Raw genomic sequence first — 17,255 nt, forward strand, 5'->3', positions numbered from 1 at the left:
ACGAACATGACAACAGAAGTCGGAAAAACTGCCCTGATTACGGGTGCGTCAAGCGGAATTGGACGAGAATTGGCAACGCTGTTCGCCAAAGACGGTTATAATCTGGTATTGGTCGCTCGGAGTGAAGACAAACTTCAGGACTTAGCCGATAAATTCAAGCAACAGTTCGGTACCTCATCCATTACGGTTATCGAAAAGGATTTATCGAATCCTGAAGCTCCTCAGGAAATTTACGACGAGGTAGCGCAAAAGAATATTACCGTCAATACGCTGGTCAACAACGCTGGTTTTGGCGAATATGGCAAGTTTGCCACCGAAACGGATTTGCAAAAAGAGCTAAACGTCATCCAGGTCAACCTGACGGCGCTGGTTCATCTGACCAAGCTGTTTTTGAAAGACATGGTCCAGCGTAACGAGGGTAAGATCCTCATGCTTGGTTCTATTGCCTCGATTATGCCTAATCCGATGATGGCGGTCTACGGAGGTACCAAGTCGTTTATCTACTCGTTCTCCGAAGCGTTGCGCAACGAAGTTAAAGACACGAACATTTCGATAACGGTATTGATGCCACCGGCTACGGATACCGATTTCTTCAACAAGGCGGGTGCTATGAATACTGTCGCGCAGGAACAAGCCCGTTCGATGAGTCCAGCGGATGTTGCGAAGGAAGGCTACGAAGCGCTCATGAAAGGGAAAGACAAAGCCATTGCCGGATTCTCGACGAAAGTGCAGGCAGCCGCTTTCCGGGTGCTACCCGACTCGATTGTCAGTCAGGCAGGACGCTCACAAATGAAGGACAAAGCCGAAGCGGAACAGGAAAAGCAATCCTTCAATCTGGCACTGGGCATTGGTATCGCAGCCGTTGCGCTCGCGGGTATCGTTATTGCCGCCCGGTACAAAAACCATTCAGGTTGGACAGCAGGTGTAAACCTGGGCAACGCTATTGATCGGGCACGCTACAAATTCAAAGCCGAGCAGACCGTTGGCTCCGCCAAGGACGCGGTTCAGTCGGTAGCCGATGCCGTAAGCAGCACCGTGTCAGGAGCGAAATCTAAAGTAGAAGCCGCTCTTATATAACGTTTGCTACCTAACGAAGAAAACCTTCTCGAACGTTCGGGAAGGCTTTCTTCGTTAAGAGCGACTACCGGGAAATTTGGTAAAAACCTTGTGGATCGCTTCTCCAACCTGAACGGGCGTAACCTGCTGCCGGTTAAGCACACTCGATACGGCAACGTCCCAGATCAGCGCGTTTCGCTGGGAATCCACAACGTGCAGATTGACCGTTCCTTCCTGATACGTACCAACCGGCACTTCCTGACTTTGCCAGTGGTATCGCCGTTGTCCCGTGTAGAAGGGCGCTTCATAGATGGTTGTTTGCCGCGTCTGTGTCTTTTCCTTCATCACCGCCCCGATGTTGACGAGCAGATCAGGATTATCGTTTGTTTGCTGGTACCCCCGATTGGTTAGCTCCGTGGTTACCGCCCGCTTGATCTGTTCGACTACAGCCTGATACGCGTCCTGGGGCGATGGACTGATCCGGTTCGTATCAATGAAAGCAAATGTTCGATAAGCCGACCAGGTTGCCGATTTATCAGTCTTATTCTGAGTGACACGATACGACGGCGAGCAGCCTATAACAAGGGCAAAAAGCATTAGTGCGATTCCGGGTACTATTTTCATAATCTTTCCATTTTGACGCTATACAAATCAGTCATTCTATCAATTAGCCTGGGCGGTGTTTGTTCCCTAAACAGCCGATTTCTGAGCTAAAGCACCTCGCGAAATTCGTTGTTAAGTGCCTTATGCCCATTGGTAAACACCGGATAATCAAAACAACTTCCTGCCCTCGTAGTTCAACTAATTACTCACTAACCATGTAAATCGTTATGAATACAGTGACAGGAAAAACAGCGCTGGTAACCGGTGCCTCAAGTGGAATCGGCCAGGAAATTGCCAAACTCCTTGCGAAAGACGGTTATAATCTGGTGCTGGTTGCCCGTAGCGACGACACGCTGGAGCGTCTGAGCGAGGTCTTCAAAGGCAACTACGATACCCAACAGATAACCATTATCAAGAAAGATTTGTCCGAAGAAGATGCTGCTCAGGATGTTTACAATCAGGTGAAAGCAAAGGGCATAACGGTTAATGTGCTGGTCAACGACGCGGGCGTTGGTTTATATGGCCTGTTTGGAACCGATACGGACTGGGAACGCGAAAAAGCCATGATTCACCTCAATGTGCTGGCGCTGACCCAGATGACCAAGCTGTTTCTGTACGATATGCTTATCCGCAACGAGGGCAAGATCCTGAATCTGGCGTCGCTGCTGTCCATTACGCCATCTCCGCTCATGGCAGTTTATGCCGGTACCAAAGCCTACGTCTATAACTTCACGCAGTCGCTCATCAACGAGTTGAAAGATACGAACGTGACGATTACGGCTTTGCTGCCCAATGCCACTGACACCGATTTCTTTAACAAAGCGGGGGCGCAGAATACCAAAATAACCGACGAATTGCAGGACCCCGTCATGGTAGCCAAAGACGGCTACGAAGCATTAATGGCGGGTAAACCCAAAGTCATACCGGGCGGTCTGAAAAACAAATCGTACGAAGTATTGGCGTACGTAGCCCCTCAGGAAGCACTGGCATCGCTGATGCACGACAAGATGTTGCAGAAACCGGACCCGGATGCTGAGCAGGAAAAGAAAACCACGCTGGCCTGGGGCATTGGTTTTGGCCTGGCCGTTGTAACCGGGATTGCGATTGGTATCGCGTACAAAAATGCCAACGCTTTAGACCGGGCTCGCTATCGATACAAAGCCAAATCAGCCGGCAATTCGATTTCTGACGCCTTGTCGTCGGTAGTGGATGCCGTTGTCGATGCTTATCAGAACACTAAAACAAAAGCGGAGCACCTGGTCAGCAAAGGCGAAGATAAAGCGGTTGACCTAGAAGCAGAAGTCGCAGCGTAAACGACGGGCCTAGTGAACGGAATAATCAGTTTAGTACTCCGTTCACTAGGCTTAAATCAATCTTACTTCCATGAAAAATTCATCATTCTGGCGAATTGCTACAGCCGTCTTTGCCGTTGGTAGCATATTGTACACGACGATGGCTAGCAGCCAGTCCCGCCAGCAGGGACGTGAGCGGCAACCGGAGGATTCGGACGACGAAGAGCGTGAATATGACGTGCCGGTCGAGTACCAAAACGTTTTTGACAAAAACCCGATTGTTCCGGCAGGCTGGGCGTTTGGTGTCGTCTGGTCAACGATCTATTCGGGCTTAGGTTCGTTGCTGGTTCATCAGGCGCTTCCTTCTCAGGCGTTCAACCCACGCTATCAGAAAGCGCTGCCGTGGTGGTGGGCAAGCTGGACGTGCAACGCCATCTTCGGTCGGTTCTTCTCGCAGAACGACCCGCAAAGCATTGTCATTTCTGATCTGACAACGAAGCTTAACCTCCCAGCAGCATTGGCGTTACATCAAAGTCTGGAAATCGGCAAAAGCGATGTGCCTACTCCAGAAAAATACCTGCGCATTCCGGTGAGTTTGTATGCTGGATGGCTGACAGCAGCGACAGTCGTCGGTACGCCCGACACGTTACTGACACTTGGCTGGTGGGAACGTGACGAAGAGCGGGATGAACCACTTGCCGCTGGCATTCTGGGTGCAACTGCCGGGGCAGGTTACCTCATTGCCCGTCGGCTGAATGACCCTTGGTATATGGTTCCGTTCGTCGCCGGTTTTGGTGGTATTGCTACCCGGCAGTGGAACAAATTACCGCTTCTGGGCTGGACAGCCGCTAGCCTGGCATCTACTTATGTCGGTTTATTAGCTTATTGGCTGCCCAAGGGTAAATTCCATGAGTATGACCGCATCATTGTGCACGATGCCGAAGCTGAAGTCATAGCCGATCAAATTGAAACACCGGAGCCTCAACAGGCCCAAATCGTCCGGGAACGGATGAAGCCAATTGAAGCCGAAGGACTGGATTAGCTTTGCCTTATCTCTTAGAAGCCGCCTTAGATTGAATAAGGCGGCTTTTTTGTTAAGCGTTTGTCATTTTGTCCTTCTTTTAAGCCATCCGATGCGTTTTTGTGCCAAATTGTCCGAAAAACCACCCCGGCCCGTGATTTGTTATTAGCTAGTCATACAGTAACTAACGCTTACCCACTACAGTCATGGATTTTAAGAATTACACCGTAAAAGCGCAGGAGGTCGTTCAGAAGGCTTCCGAGATCGCCCTTGGCAATGGCCAGCAGGCGATTGAAACCGGTCATCTGCTCCAGGCTATCCTGTCGGAGGATGAAAACGTAATCGGTTTCATTACCAAGAAACTTGGCATTAATTTACAAAATACAACGGGTGCGTTACAGGCCATTCTCACGACTTACCCAAAGATTTCAGGCGGTAATGGTAGTGTGTATCTGAGCAACGACACAGCCGCAGCGTTGGCCAAAGCCAGCAATTATACAAAAGAGTTTGGCGACGAATTTGTGAGCGTTGAACTGATGCTGCTTGGGCTAATGGCAGGTAAAGATCAAATTGCAACGTTATTACGCGACGCCGGTTTCAACGAAAAACAAGTTAAAACCGCGATCAACGAACTTAGAAAAGGGAATTCCGTGAAAAATCAAAACGCCGAAGCAACCTACCAGTCACTCGAACGGTATAGCATCAACCTGAACGAACGGGCACGCACGGGTAAGATCGACCCGGTGATTGGCCGGGATGAAGAAATCCGGCGGGTGCTTCAAATCTTAAGCCGTCGGACTAAAAACAACCCGATTCTGCTTGGTGAGCCGGGCGTCGGTAAAACGGCTATTGTTGAAGGACTTGCCCAACGTATTGTATCGGGTGACGTTCCCGAAAACCTGAAAACAAAAACGCTTGTCTCGCTCGACATGGGTCTGCTGATTGCGGGGGCCAAATATAAAGGCGAGTTCGAAGAACGCCTGAAATCGGTCATCAAAGAGGTGACGGACTCCAACGGTGAAATCATTCTGTTCATCGACGAGATTCACACGCTTATTGGTGCGGGTGCGGGCGGAGAAGGCGCTATGGACGCGGCCAACCTGTTAAAACCAGCCTTATCGCGCGGTGAACTCCACACCATCGGTGCCACGACACTGAAGGAATACCAGAAATACATCGAGAAAGATAAAGCGCTCGAACGTCGATTCCAGGCCGTAATGGTCGATGAACCAGACATGGCCGACGCCATCTCGATTCTGCGCGGTATCAAAGAAAAGTACGAGTTGCACCACGGCGTTCGGATCAAAGACGATGCAGTCATTGCTTCTGTCGAGCTGTCTACGCGCTATATTACCGACCGTTTCCTGCCCGACAAGGCCATTGACTTGATGGACGAGGCTGCTGCTAAACTGCGTCTGGAAATGGATTCGGTTCCGGAAGAACTGGACGAACTCAACCGGCGCATTATGCAGCTGGAAATTGAGCGGGAAGCCATTCGGCGGGAAAACGACAAAGAAAAAGAAAGCCTGCTGAACAAGCAGATCGCTGACCTGACCGAACAGCGGAGTAGTCTGCAAGCCAAGTGGGAAACCGAAAAAGCGTCGGTCAACGAAGGCCGGACACTGAAAGAGCAACTCGATCAGTTACGCTTTGAAGCCGAACAAGCCGAACGAACGGGCGATTACGGAAAAGTTGCCGAGATTCGCTACGGTCGGATTCCTGAGATCGAAACAAAACTCAACTCGCTGGCGCAGGAAGGTGGCGACAAAGGTGGGTCAGATCGGATGATGCAGGAGGAAGTGACCGCCGAAGACATTGCCGAAGTAGTGGCTAAATGGACGGGCATTCCGGTTTCGAAAATGATGCAGAGTGATCGCGAAAAACTGCTCAACCTGGAGAAAGAACTGGGTAAGCGGGTAGCTGGTCAGCAGGAAGCGATTGAAGCAGTGTCGGATGCCGTTCGCCGGAGCCGGGCGGGTATGCAGGACCCCAAACGGCCAATCGGTTCGTTTATCTTCCTTGGTACAACGGGGGTTGGTAAAACGGAAGTCGCCCGGACATTAGCCGAATACCTCTTCAACGACGAGAATGCGATGATACGAATCGACATGTCGGAGTATCAGGAACGTCACGCCGTAAGCCGACTGATTGGTGCTCCTCCGGGATACGTTGGCTACGACGAAGGTGGTCAGTTGACCGAAGCGGTGCGCCGGAAACCTTACTCGGTCGTTTTGCTCGATGAGATCGAAAAAGCACACCCCGATGTCTGGAACATCCTGTTGCAGGTGCTTGATGAGGGTCGTCTGACGGATAACAAAGGCCGCGTAGCGAACTTCAAGAATACGATCATCATCATGACTTCCAACATCGGTAGCCATCTGATTCAGGAGAAATTTGCTGAAGACGAAGGCTGGAACCATTCGCTGGTGCTGGAAGAAGCGAAATCAGCCGTGATGGAGTTGCTGAAACAAACCATCCGCCCTGAATTCCTGAACCGGATTGACGAAATCGTGATGTTCGAACCGCTGACGCAGGCCAACATTCGCAAGATTGTCGATATTCAGTTCAACGAGATCAAGAAACGGCTAGCCGAAAATGGCGTACAGCTCGACGCGACGGACGAAGCTCTTACCAAGCTTGGCGAAGAAGGCTTCGATCCCCAATTTGGCGCTCGCCCGCTGAAACGCGTACTGCAACGCCGGGTCTTGAACGAACTGTCTAAAGCGATCTTATCCGGTGAGGTGAAGAAAGACTCAGTCGTACTGATGGAGTTGAACAACGATGGCGAGATTGCCTTCACCAACCTCGACGCTGAAATAGAATTATAATTGTCCAAGTAATAGAAAATCCCGACTGCTGCATAGCGGCCGGGATTTTTCGTTATACGTTTACCTAATTCATACCGTAACTATGCCTGAGATCAGCCGATTTTTTGGAATCATCATCTACATGTATGCTAAAGATCATCTCCCTCCTCACTTTCATGCAGAATATAACGGCGAAGAAGCCATGTTCGCGATTGAATCTGGTGAAATTATAATTGGCAGTTTACCTAAAAAGCCAACCCGCCTTGTTCAAGCGTGGGTTGAGTTACACAGAGATGAACTGATGGATAACTACAATTTGTTGCAACAGGAGATTGGCAGTTTCAAGAAAATAAAACCGTTAGAATAATGCTACCGCGCATCCGCCAGATACTTTTTGTCGAGCCCTATAAGGTTACTTGCTTGTGGAATACAGGCGAAGTGCGTGAAATCGATTTGCAGCCTTTACTTACCGACTCCGTTACGAAACCGAATAGTCCTGTCAATCGCTTATTTGACAAAGAACTGTTTGAGCGAGTAAAAACTGACGGGCGAACCCTGTATTGGGATAACTTGCTGACGATGATCGACTACGATGGCAATTATATACCGGCTCCACTAGATTTTGACCCCGATGTTATGTATGAACGAAGTCGTTTGGTAGATTAGAGAATAAGTGAATTCACTTCTATCTATTTAATTACTTGCATCAACCAACGTTCCAGTGGCAAGAAGCTAGAGCCTTACATGAGTAATCAAGTTATCGAAAAACTTGGTATACTAGAAAAGCATCCAGTACTGGATGCTTTTCTAGTATACCATTAAAATTTATTAATCTACCGCCGGCGGCCAAACAACCGCAGTAGATACAGAAACATATTGATAAAATCAAGGTAGAGCCGTAACGCACCCATAACGGCTACTTTCCGTCCTCCCTCGGTACCGGCGTCACCAATAGCGTACATTTCCTTTATTTTCTGGGTATCGTAAGCGGTCAGGCCGACGAAGATGAGTACCCCCGCGTAGGTCGAAATCCAGTACAAGGTTTCGTTGTGCCAAAACAAGTTGACGAGCGAAGCAATAATCAATCCGATAAGCGCCATCAACAGGAAACCTCCCAAAGACGTTAGATCGCGTTTGGTAAAATAGCCATAAGCACTCATTGCCCCAAATGTACCGGCTGTCACGAAGAAGGTGGAGGCAATTGAACCGCCCGTATAAAGTAGGAAAATACAGGCCAGCGTTAACCCGTTCATTATAGCGTAGCCAATAAACAGGGCCGTAGCCATTTGCGCCGACAGACGCTGGATAGCCGCCGACAACGACATGACCATCAGCACTTGGCCAATCAGCAAACCGTAGAAAACAATCCGGTTACCAAAAACCAGCTCCAGGATGGCGGGCGAACTGGCAACCCAGATTGAAACAGTGGCCGTTATGAGTAAAGCAACAGACATCCACCCGTAGACCTGCGTCATAAAGGCGGCCTGCTCCTGCCTGATTTGCTCGGCGGTCAGCGAAGGATGGTGTCGTTCAGAATACGATTGTGATTCCATGTGGACGAATTGATTTAGGCTGGAAAGTACGGTAAAGGCACGGATATTCGCAAGTGGCTCTCAGAAGAACAAAAAAGCCGAAACAGCGATGTTTCGGCTTTTGGCAATCATTTGTATACGGCTTATTGTAGATTGGCGTCTTCACGACTGTTGAAGGTATCGCCCTGGCTAAGATCGCCGGTTCGGAGCCCTTTTTTGAACCAGTAAACCCGTTGGGCTGACGTGCCATGCGTGAAGGCATCGGGTACGACCCGACCCTGCGTTTCTTCCTGGATCTTATCATCACCAATCGCATTGGCTGCGGTCAGCGCCGACTCGACATCGTTCTCATCGAGTACGAAGCTTTGTCCTTGCGCGTGATGCGCCCAGACACCCGCAAAAAAATCGGCCTGGAGCTCAAGACGAACCGACACACGGTTGTATTCCCGCTGGCTGAGTCGTTGGCGCAGTTCGTCCGTTTTATCCATGATGCCTAACTGCTTCTGTACGTGGTGCCCGATTTCGTGCGCTACCACATAAGCCATCGCGAAATCGCCGGGTGCCTGAAATCGTTGAGCCAACAGGTCGTAGAACGACAAGTCGATGTACACTTTCTGGTCGAGAGGACAATAAAAAGGCCCCATCTCTTCCTGCGCGGTACCACAACCTGACGTTGTTGCTCCTCGGAACATAACCAGAACCGGCTTACGGTATTGCGCGCCCTGCTTAGCAAACAAATCGGTCCATACTTTCTCGGTACTACCCAGCACGAGCCGGGTAAACTGAGCGGCTTTATCATCAGGCTGAGGTCCGGTAGGTGCCTGAGACGCTGACTGTTCTTCCGGGGCACTGCTGTTCAGGATCTGCGACGGGTCGCCACCAAGTAGCATCACGATTACAGCAATGACTACTGAGCCAATGCCACCACCAACTAACAAGCCACCACCCCCGCTGCTACCGCGACGGTCTTCGACGTTTTCGCTTTCGTTTTGGTTTAACCAACGCATGGTTGATAATTTATTTTTAGGTAGAAAAATGGTTTCGTTGGTGATATAACTCGAAACGAAGGCAATTGGCTTACCGAGACCATTATTTTACTTATGATCCCGTCTTGGCTTCGCCCGTTCGTATTGCACCGGCCAGGCAACCTCATCACCCAGAACATGGGCTGCATGAAGTGGGAAATATGGATCTCGGAGAAATTCACGAGCCAGCAGCACAAAATCCGCGCGACCATCCGCAAGAATCGTTTCGGCCTGTTCAACGTCTGTAATGAGGCCCACGGCTGCGGTCATAACACCCGCTTCTTTTTTAACCCGCTCCGCAAATTCGACCTGATAACCTGGACCTACTGGAATTTTGGCATGAGCAACGTTGCCACCAGTTGAGCAGTCGATTACATCAACTCCTTTGGACTGAAGCACGTTGGCCAGTGCGACCGAATCCTCCACAGTCCAGCCCCCTTCCGTCCAATCGGTTGCCGATATACGGACGAAAAGCGGATATTCTTCCGGCCAGACAGCCTGAACATGGCTAACCACTTCCAGCAACAAACGGATCCGATTATCGAACGATCCCCCGTATTCGTCGGTCCGTTGGTTACTCAACGGCGACAAAAATTCGTGGAGCAAATACCCATGTGCCGCGTGAATTTCAATCACCTGAAAACCCGCTTCCACCGATCGCCGGGCGGCATCCTGAAAATCGATCAAAACGTTTTTTATGCCTTCGACGGTTAAAGCAAGTGGTCTTGGATCAGAGTCTGTAAACGGTATGGCACTCGGCGCAACAGTTTCCCAGCCTTTATCCTGATTCGACAGAATGGCTTTACCACCATCCCAGGGCCGCTGCGTGCTGGCTTTCCGACCGGCATGAGCCAACTGAACACCCGCGATGGCTCCGTGCTGATTCAGAAATTGGGTGATTCGTTTCAAACCAGCAATGTGTTCATTCGTCCAGATACCTAAATCGTTGGGTGAGATACGGCCCTCGGGCGAAACAGCGGTAGCTTCGGTAATAATCAGTCCGGCACCACCTACTGCCCGGCTTCCTAAATGAACTAGATGCCAATCGTTGGCAAAGCCGTTTTCACTGGAATACTGGCACATGGGCGAAACAACAATTCGATTCTTGAACTGAATACTTCGAATGGTAATCGGCGAAAAAAGAGTTGACATACAGTGCAGTCTAAAGTCAATAAATGAGTCTGTTTTTCCTGATGGAAAGCAACAACAATTAAGTAAGCAACACGCAGCACGGGACCGAGGTTTTAACTTTAAACCGTATTCGCCTGTTTAATGCGACTACTAACTCACTATATCGCTATGAGTCAACGGGTCCGAAATAACCATTTGTTAGCTGAGTGGGTTGATAAGTCTCATTTGAACGCTCAACGATTATGGCAAAAGATCCAAAAATTGATCGGCGTGACGACGTTAGTCCGACCGAGGGAGAGCATAAATACGGTGACGTAGAATTTGCTGATCCTACCAACAAAAAGTACCCCATTGACACCCCTGAACATGTACGGGCGGCCTGGAGCTACATCAATCACAAGGATAACGCGGAAAAATATGACGCCGACGACGTAGAACAAATCAAGGAACGCATCAAAAAAGCGGCAAAAAAACACGACGTAGCGATCGAGTCCGATTAGTACCGTTAAAGTGCTAGTCGCCCGAACCCGTCAAGTCTACCCGACCTGGCGGGTTCTGCATTTTCGTACCGATAACCATTCAACAGAAAAGCCGGTTTACCCATTTACCAGCCTCTTGCTAACTACTCCTGTTTATTATGCCTGCGTCCAAGACTCCGATTTACAGCGCTTTAGCCGCTAACCTAGCCATTGCCATTACCAAATTCATAGCCGCTAGCGTTACGGGTAGTTCGGCCATGATTTCGGAAGGTATTCACTCGCTGGTTGATACACTGAACGAAATCCTGCTGTTGCTGGGGCTTGCTCGCAGTAAGAAACCAGCCGATGCGAACCGCCCGTTTGGCTACGGCAAGGAGCAGTATTTTTGGGCATTCATCGTATCGATCCTGATCTTTGGCGTAGGTGGTGGCGTTTCATTTTACGAAGGCATCACGCATCTTCAGCACCCGGAGCCGATTGAAAAGCCGCTCTGGAATTACATTGTCCTTGGCATCGCTTTTTGCTTCGACGGCATTTCCTTTATCACGGCGTTCAAGGAATTCAATCGACAACGGGGTACACAGCCGTTCTGGTCGGCGGTAAAACGCAGCAAAGACCCATCAACGTTTGTTGTGCTATTTGAGGACGCTTCCGATTTGCTGGGGTTGATCGTAGCGTTTCTGGGCGTTTTTCTTGGCCACCAGTTCAACAATCCGTATTTCGACGGTGCCGCTTCCATCATCATTGGTTTGATTCTGACGGCAGTTTCGGTTGTTCTGGCGCGCGAAAGCCGAAGTTTACTCATGGGCGAAAGCATTGAACCGCAAACGTTACAAAAAATCGTTGAGTTGGTCGAACGCGACGACGCCGTAACCAGTGTGCTTCAATCACCCTCGATGTACCTTGGTCCCGAAGAAGTTATTGTTATGCTCGTTGTTGACTTCCACGATGCTTTATCTACGGCAGAACTGAATAAAGCAATCCAACGAATACGAGACGCGATTCAACAGCATTTTCCACTTGTAAAACACGTATTTATTGAACCGGGTGTTCCGAATCAACCCGTACACGCACCAAAACATGGGCACCCCGTCCGCTAGTTTTGCAGAAAAGCACCGATGGCTTTCTTAACGGTCGCTTCTTCGCAGGAAGTAGCCAGATGACCACATTCTCCGGTAAGTTCAACCCAAGATACCCGCGCGTTCTATTTATTTAGAAAGATTCAAGGTTTTATGAAACAATCGTTTCGCGTTTCGCGTACCTACTAAGGTAGGCTTACTCATTTGTTAGCTTACTGAGTAAAAAAGCATCCACTTATCCTGTTTTTGTTCAAATAAAGTGAGATGGCCAAACGCCGGATCGGATTGAGTCCGGCGTTTTTGAAACAAGTAAACCAGCAATAATTTGTCAAGTCACGCAACCAAGTCGTTCATCTCCTCGTATAGATAAAAACGACGATGTTGATTAGCTCATATCGTTGGGTAAATGTAAGTAGTGAGCAAACGCCAGGCCTGAGATGAGCCTGGCGTTTGTTTATCTGTAATGACTAATTGGTTAAACATCCATTAAAAATCGTGGGAGATGTATAACAACTAGGGCTCTTTAAGAGTATTATAGATGTAGACAATATAGGTAATAAAAAACGCCCAGACGCATGAATTGGGCGTTTTTTCTTGTTAAAAGCAACGCCCAACTTATCTCGTCACCCCTGCTCCTATACATCGCATCTGGCTGAATTATTGATCCGCTAGCGCTGACGACTCCCCTTTTACTTACACCGTATTAAAAGTCAACATAGACAAGAAACGGCGAAGGAGACCTTCGTTGACGTTAGTTTTCTTCATATATCGTTAAGTTGAGCCAAATACTACCCGAAAAGTAGACTAAACGAAGCTCGTACAATTATTTCGTGTATATTAGGTGTTTTCCGTAACTACCAACCCGATGAATCAATACGCTACTCAAGCTGTTTTTATCGCTGATGACGACGAAGATGATCGTTATTTGTTGCAGATCGCCTTTCGAGAATACTGTCCAGCGTGCCAGTTGCGATTTGCTACCGATGGTCTAAACCTTCTCGACGCATTAACGCAGACGGACATCCATCCGTGCCTGATTATTCTGGACATGAATATGCCCCGGCTTAATGGCTTAGAATCGTTGTCCGTTTTACGAAGCAATCCGCTTTATCAGAAAACGCCCATCATCATTCTGACGACCTCGAGTGCAGCGGGAGACCGGCAACGCGCTCATGAACTGGGCGCCAATGATTTCATTACAAAGCCATTAAGCCTGAACTTGTTCGGACCAATTATCCACAAACTTCGTGAAACCTGGCATCTCGACGGATGTATCTAGCGCCCGGCACAGTCAGTTTGCGGCACATGCACCTACAAAACTGAAGGCTCACCTCGCTAAGGTGAGCCTTCAGTTTTGTAAATGAAAATCATTAGATTATCTCACCGAGTGACTCTTTGTAGTAATTTATACAGATACGTTCCTAACCACATCCTTTCCATCCATGAATCCCATCTTTATCGCCGTTGACCGCGTAGACACTGGACTCACCTATGTAAACGTAGCTGCCATTACGGATATTCGTACACTTGGTGCGTACGTCAACATCCGAATTATTGGCGTAGAAACTGGATTTCCTGTACGCCATAGTTTAAGCGAGGTAAAAAAGATGCTGGATAACGCGGGAGTAACGATTTCTCGGTAAAACAATACATCCTACTTACATCTGTGCACAAGAACGTAACGATTCTATACAAGCCGCAAAATAGCGTCCTTGGATAAATACTTGTGCCTTTTCTTTAGCCCAATTTTAGAGCAAATAGTTTAGAAAATTTTAGGAAGTCATTCGCCTGTTCAGTACAAAGCGGATCGTTGCGTTGATCGCCTTGTCGCCCGTGCTCTTAACACTACACTCGATCTACTAGGTAAGCTTATATATACTTGCCGTTATCTACATGAAGTCCCCAATCATCCCGTATTCTCAGTCCTAACAAACGGTTGATGGCAGGTTTAACAGCGCGACGAAGTAGCTCAATCAAAGGCTTGACAGCGCTTTAAGAGGTCGAGTTATATAATCAACGACTGTCGCTCTGTTTGGTACTGACAAATTAGTATATATAAACTTTGTTAAAGGATTATTAAACAAGTATAACCATCTAGTAAATGTTTATATTAATTGATTAATGTATTAACATATAATTTAATTAATAAACTAAATTTGCTTTAAGTATTTACATATCACCTATAACAAACCTTAAAGTGACTCATACCTCTACTATCATCTCAAGCTTTGTAAGCGTACCCATGCGCTTACTAACTGCCCCCTTATCTTTCCAGCGGTTTACAAACAAGCCTGGTTGTCCTCATTGTGGAAGCCTGCTTGACAGCGACCGAATCAGCAGACCCTTACTGCTCAAAAATGTGTTGTTTTTTGTACCACTAAAAGCCTATCGGTGCATGAAATGTCGCAAAAAGCACATTCGCTTCTAATAGTGTATTAACTGTATTTAATATCTATCTAACTAGCCTCAAAACCCCTGACTAGTCTTAAGGTCAGCCGTTTTGGGGCTAGTCACCGTTTGTACAACCCGTGTACTTTGTTTTTAAGTGCTTAGGCTATTATGGAATCAGATCTCAACGGCTAGCACTAGGTCAATTCACTTTAAGTGAAGCTTCATCCCCTCATGGGAGTCTACAAATCCCAATGATTCATAAAACCGTTTGGCATCGGGTCTTTTCTTGTCCGTGGTTAGTTGCAATACATGAGCTCCCCGCTCCTTAGCCCGTCGAATAGCATACTGAAAAATCTGAGCGCCAATTCCTTGCCCTCGATGACTGGATTTTACGCGCACTGCTTCAATTTGAGCCCGTATACCTCCTTGATAAGTTAAATACTGGATAAAGCTTAGCTGGAAGGTGGCTACTAGTTCACCCTTGTCCTCGACCACCGTCAACTCTTGCTGTTTGTCGTCAGTAATCCGTTGAAATGCCTGTAGGTAGGATGCAGGCAGGGGAATTTCAAACTTTTCCCGGATCGTGCCTAGCTCATCATCGGAAAGCATTCGTACAATGTCAACCAGGTCTGCCGTTGTTGCTAATCGGTAAGCTAAATGCATTTTAAAAATCGGAAAATGGTCTAGTTAGTTAACGTACTATTTCAGCCGCTATAGACCAAGCTAATAGTGATTCCATCAGCTTCTTCATCAGTTCCGAACGACGCGCTCAGGACTCCTTTGTCCGATTCTGGCCGCGTTGTGGAAGGGTCATTATCATCGGTATAAACGCCCAGGTGCCGATTGGTCAGATCCCTGGCGCACGGTAGTGAGTGATTTGACTTCGTAGCCCAGCGACCAGCTAAGCGTTTAGTCTAAACGCTAACGTTGTAGCATCGCCTGTAGTAGCTTATGCGTCCTATTGAATCGAGACGCAAGGAATTTTGCTATCAGCTACAGAAAGCGTGAAAAGAAAAATAGCCGGGCTGTCTACTTGCGTAAGACAGTAGACAGCCCGGCTAAATTGTTGATCAGGAACTACGTCAAGCTATAGGTTTTCACTCTCGTCAAACCGCAGAACTTACAGCATACCCCTTTTCATTTCTTTTACGGCATGGTCGGCGGCTCGTGCCGTGATGGCCATGAACGTGAGTGATGGATTCTGGGTGGATGTCGATGTCATGCAAGCGCCATCCGTCACAAATACATTTTTGCAGTTGTGCAACTGGTTCCATTTGTTCAACATGGAGGTTTTAGGGTCTTTTCCCATGCGCACACCGCCCATTTCGTGAATATCGAGCCCCGGCGCTTTGTCTGGTTTGTCGTGAGTCCGGATGTTTGTAAAGCCCGACACCGTCAGCATTTCTGTCATTTGCTCATGAAAATCGGCAATCATCTTCTCGTCGTTATCATCGTACGCTACCGAAATTTTCAGTTGCGGAATACCCCAGGCATCGGTCAGGACGGAGTCGAGCGCTACGTAATTGCTTTCTTTCGGAATCGTCTCTCCCATCATGTGCGAACTGACCCGCCAATTGCCGTACTTGGGTTGCATAAGGCTTGACTTCAGATCTTCCCCCATAGCCGATGTGTCGACGCTTGTAGGGCGGCTGGAACCAAAGCCCGCTGCATAGCCCCGCAGGAAGTCGGTTTCCTGCTTGAGTACGTTGCGGAAACGAGGGATATAGCTACCGTTGGGCCGGATACCGGCGGTCGTTGAATCCTGAAACCCTTCGTGTTCGGCAGAGATGGTCGTACGGAAATTGTGGAATGCCACGTATTTACCCAACAAGCCATTGTCATTGCCAAGCCCACTAGGAAAACGGTTCGACTTTGAGTTCAGCAGGACCAGATTGGTATTCAGGCAGGCAGCATTGAGGAAAATGATTTTGGCGTAGTACTCGGTCATCTGCTTCGTATGGGCGTCCACAACCCGCACTCCCGATGCCTTGCCGAGCTTTTCGTCATAAATAATCGAATGCACAACCGAGTCGGGCCGGAGCGTCATTTTTCCGGTTTTAGCAGCCCAGGGTAACGTGGATGAATTGCTGCTGAAATACCCCCCGTATGGGCAACCCCGCTGGCACAACGAACGATTCTGACATTGAGCACGTCCCTGCTGGTAATGAATGGGTTGTGGCTTGGTCAGGTGTGCACAGCGACCAATGATAACTGGTCGTGTACCTTTGTATTGCTTAGCCATTTGGTCTGAAAAGTGCTTTTCCACGCAGGATTGCTCGTGAGGAGGCAGAAACTCCCCATCAGGCAAGACCGACAGACCATCCTTATTGCCCGATATACCCGCGAATTTTTCTACATAGCTGTACCAGGGAGCCAGGTCAGCGTACCGAATGGGCCAGTCTACCGCAAACCCATCCCGCGCCGGCCCTTCAAAATCGTACTCCGACCAGCGTTGGGTTCCCCGCGCCCACATCAGCGATTTACCTCCTACGTGATAGCCCCGAATCCAGTCGAAGGGTTTCTCCTGTACATAAGGGTGTTCGGCATCCTGCACAAAAAAATGCGTCGCGTCTTCTCTATTAGCATAACACCGGCTAGCTACCGGGTTAGCCTCGATATATTCTTTTGATAATTGACCAAGGTGCGCAAACTCCCAGGGCTGCATGAGCGTGGTAGGGTAATCGGTAATGTGTTTTACGTCCCGGCCCCGCTCCAGTACGAGGGTTCGTAATCCTTTACCGGTCAATTCTTTGGCTGCCCAGCCACCGCTAATTCCCGAACCCACTACAATGGCGTCGAAGGTGCGGTCTTTTATCGAATCTATGGTTAAAAAAGACAT

At 48.6% G+C, this 17,255-nt stretch carries 16 protein-coding genes; 10 read left to right on the top strand and 6 right to left on the bottom strand.

What is annotated here, in order from left to right:
• Positions 1–6 precede the first annotated feature (6 nt).
• Positions 7–1,077, top strand: a complete 1,071-nt coding sequence (locus LQ777_RS16815; RefSeq protein ID WP_232559093.1) for an SDR family NAD(P)-dependent oxidoreductase — start codon at positions 7–9, stop codon at positions 1,075–1,077.
• 54 nt (positions 1,078–1,131) lie between these two features.
• Here LQ777_RS16815 and LQ777_RS16820 read toward each other — a convergent pair whose 3' ends face one another.
• Positions 1,132–1,680, bottom strand: coding sequence for a DUF4136 domain-containing protein (locus tag LQ777_RS16820; protein ID WP_232559094.1), 549 nt, complete (start codon positions 1,678–1,680; stop codon positions 1,132–1,134).
• Positions 1,681–1,886: 206 nt separating this feature from the next.
• On the opposite strand from LQ777_RS16820, the gene LQ777_RS16825 reads away from it, so the two are divergent.
• The 5 genes from LQ777_RS16825 to LQ777_RS16845 all read left to right on the top strand — a co-directional run bounded on the left by LQ777_RS16825 (position 1,887) and on the right by LQ777_RS16845 (position 7,445).
• Entirely contained in the window at positions 1,887–2,972 is a 1,086-nt protein-coding gene (locus LQ777_RS16825) for an SDR family NAD(P)-dependent oxidoreductase (protein ID WP_232559095.1), read from the top strand.
• Between the two features lie 70 nt (positions 2,973–3,042).
• Positions 3,043–3,993, top strand: a complete 951-nt coding sequence (locus LQ777_RS16830) for a TspO/MBR family protein (RefSeq protein WP_232559096.1) — start codon at positions 3,043–3,045, stop codon at positions 3,991–3,993.
• Between the two features lie 185 nt (positions 3,994–4,178).
• On the top strand, positions 4,179–6,800 hold the full coding sequence (clpB, locus tag LQ777_RS16835; RefSeq protein WP_232559097.1) for an ATP-dependent chaperone ClpB: 2,622 nt from the start codon (positions 4,179–4,181) through the stop codon (positions 6,798–6,800).
• 82 nt (positions 6,801–6,882) lie between these two features.
• Positions 6,883–7,146, top strand: coding sequence for a DUF4160 domain-containing protein (locus LQ777_RS16840; RefSeq protein ID WP_232559098.1), 264 nt, complete (start codon positions 6,883–6,885; stop codon positions 7,144–7,146).
• Positions 7,146–7,445 carry a DUF2442 domain-containing protein gene (locus LQ777_RS16845; RefSeq protein WP_232559099.1) on the top strand — a complete coding sequence of 100 codons (300 nt, stop codon included), beginning with the start codon at positions 7,146–7,148 and terminating at the stop codon, positions 7,443–7,445. Before LQ777_RS16840 ends, LQ777_RS16845 begins: the two co-directional genes overlap by 1 nt.
• Positions 7,446–7,612: 167 nt before the next feature.
• On the opposite strand, the gene LQ777_RS16850 is transcribed toward LQ777_RS16845, so the two are convergent.
• The 3 genes from LQ777_RS16850 to namA form a co-directional block, all read right to left on the bottom strand.
• Positions 7,613–8,332: a Bax inhibitor-1/YccA family protein gene (locus tag LQ777_RS16850; protein WP_425276910.1), complete on the bottom strand. Its 720-nt coding sequence runs from the start codon at positions 8,330–8,332 to the stop codon at positions 7,613–7,615.
• A gap of 122 nt (positions 8,333–8,454) precedes the next feature.
• Positions 8,455–9,318, bottom strand: a complete 864-nt coding sequence (gene ypfJ / locus LQ777_RS16855; RefSeq protein ID WP_232559100.1) for a KPN_02809 family neutral zinc metallopeptidase — start codon at positions 9,316–9,318, stop codon at positions 8,455–8,457.
• An 87-nt stretch (positions 9,319–9,405) separates the two neighbouring features.
• Positions 9,406–10,488, bottom strand: coding sequence for an NADPH dehydrogenase NamA (gene namA / locus LQ777_RS16860; protein ID WP_232559101.1), 1,083 nt, complete (start codon positions 10,486–10,488; stop codon positions 9,406–9,408).
• A gap of 221 nt (positions 10,489–10,709) precedes the next feature.
• Here namA and LQ777_RS16865 point away from each other — a divergent pair, with 221 nt between their 5' ends.
• From LQ777_RS16865 to LQ777_RS16880, 4 genes are all read left to right on the top strand, one after another.
• On the top strand, positions 10,710–10,967 hold the full coding sequence (locus LQ777_RS16865) for a DUF6582 domain-containing protein (protein WP_232559102.1): 258 nt from the start codon (positions 10,710–10,712) through the stop codon (positions 10,965–10,967).
• A 137-nt stretch (positions 10,968–11,104) separates the two neighbouring features.
• Positions 11,105–12,046: a cation diffusion facilitator family transporter gene (locus LQ777_RS16870; protein ID WP_232559103.1), complete on the top strand. Its 942-nt coding sequence runs from the start codon at positions 11,105–11,107 to the stop codon at positions 12,044–12,046.
• 844 nt (positions 12,047–12,890) lie between these two features.
• Positions 12,891–13,304 (top strand): response regulator, encoded by a 414-nt coding sequence (locus LQ777_RS16875; protein WP_232559104.1) that lies wholly within the window; start codon positions 12,891–12,893, stop codon positions 13,302–13,304.
• Positions 13,305–13,467: 163 nt separating this feature from the next.
• Positions 13,468–13,668 (top strand): hypothetical protein, encoded by a 201-nt coding sequence (locus LQ777_RS16880; RefSeq protein WP_232559105.1) that lies wholly within the window; start codon positions 13,468–13,470, stop codon positions 13,666–13,668.
• 952 nt (positions 13,669–14,620) lie between these two features.
• On the opposite strand, the gene LQ777_RS16885 is transcribed toward LQ777_RS16880, so the two are convergent.
• The gene (locus LQ777_RS16885) at positions 14,621–15,079 is read right to left on the bottom strand and encodes a GNAT family N-acetyltransferase (RefSeq protein ID WP_232559106.1); all 459 of its coding nucleotides are present in this window, start codon (positions 15,077–15,079) and stop codon (positions 14,621–14,623) included.
• 457 nt (positions 15,080–15,536) lie between these two features.
• The gene (locus tag LQ777_RS16890; RefSeq protein ID WP_232559107.1) at positions 15,537–17,255 is read right to left on the bottom strand and encodes a GMC oxidoreductase; all 1,719 of its coding nucleotides are present in this window, start codon (positions 17,253–17,255) and stop codon (positions 15,537–15,539) included.

Origin of the sequence: Spirosoma oryzicola (genome assembly GCF_021233055.1) — a bacterium.
Lineage (GTDB): Bacteria > Bacteroidota > Bacteroidia > Cytophagales > Spirosomataceae > Spirosoma > Spirosoma oryzicola.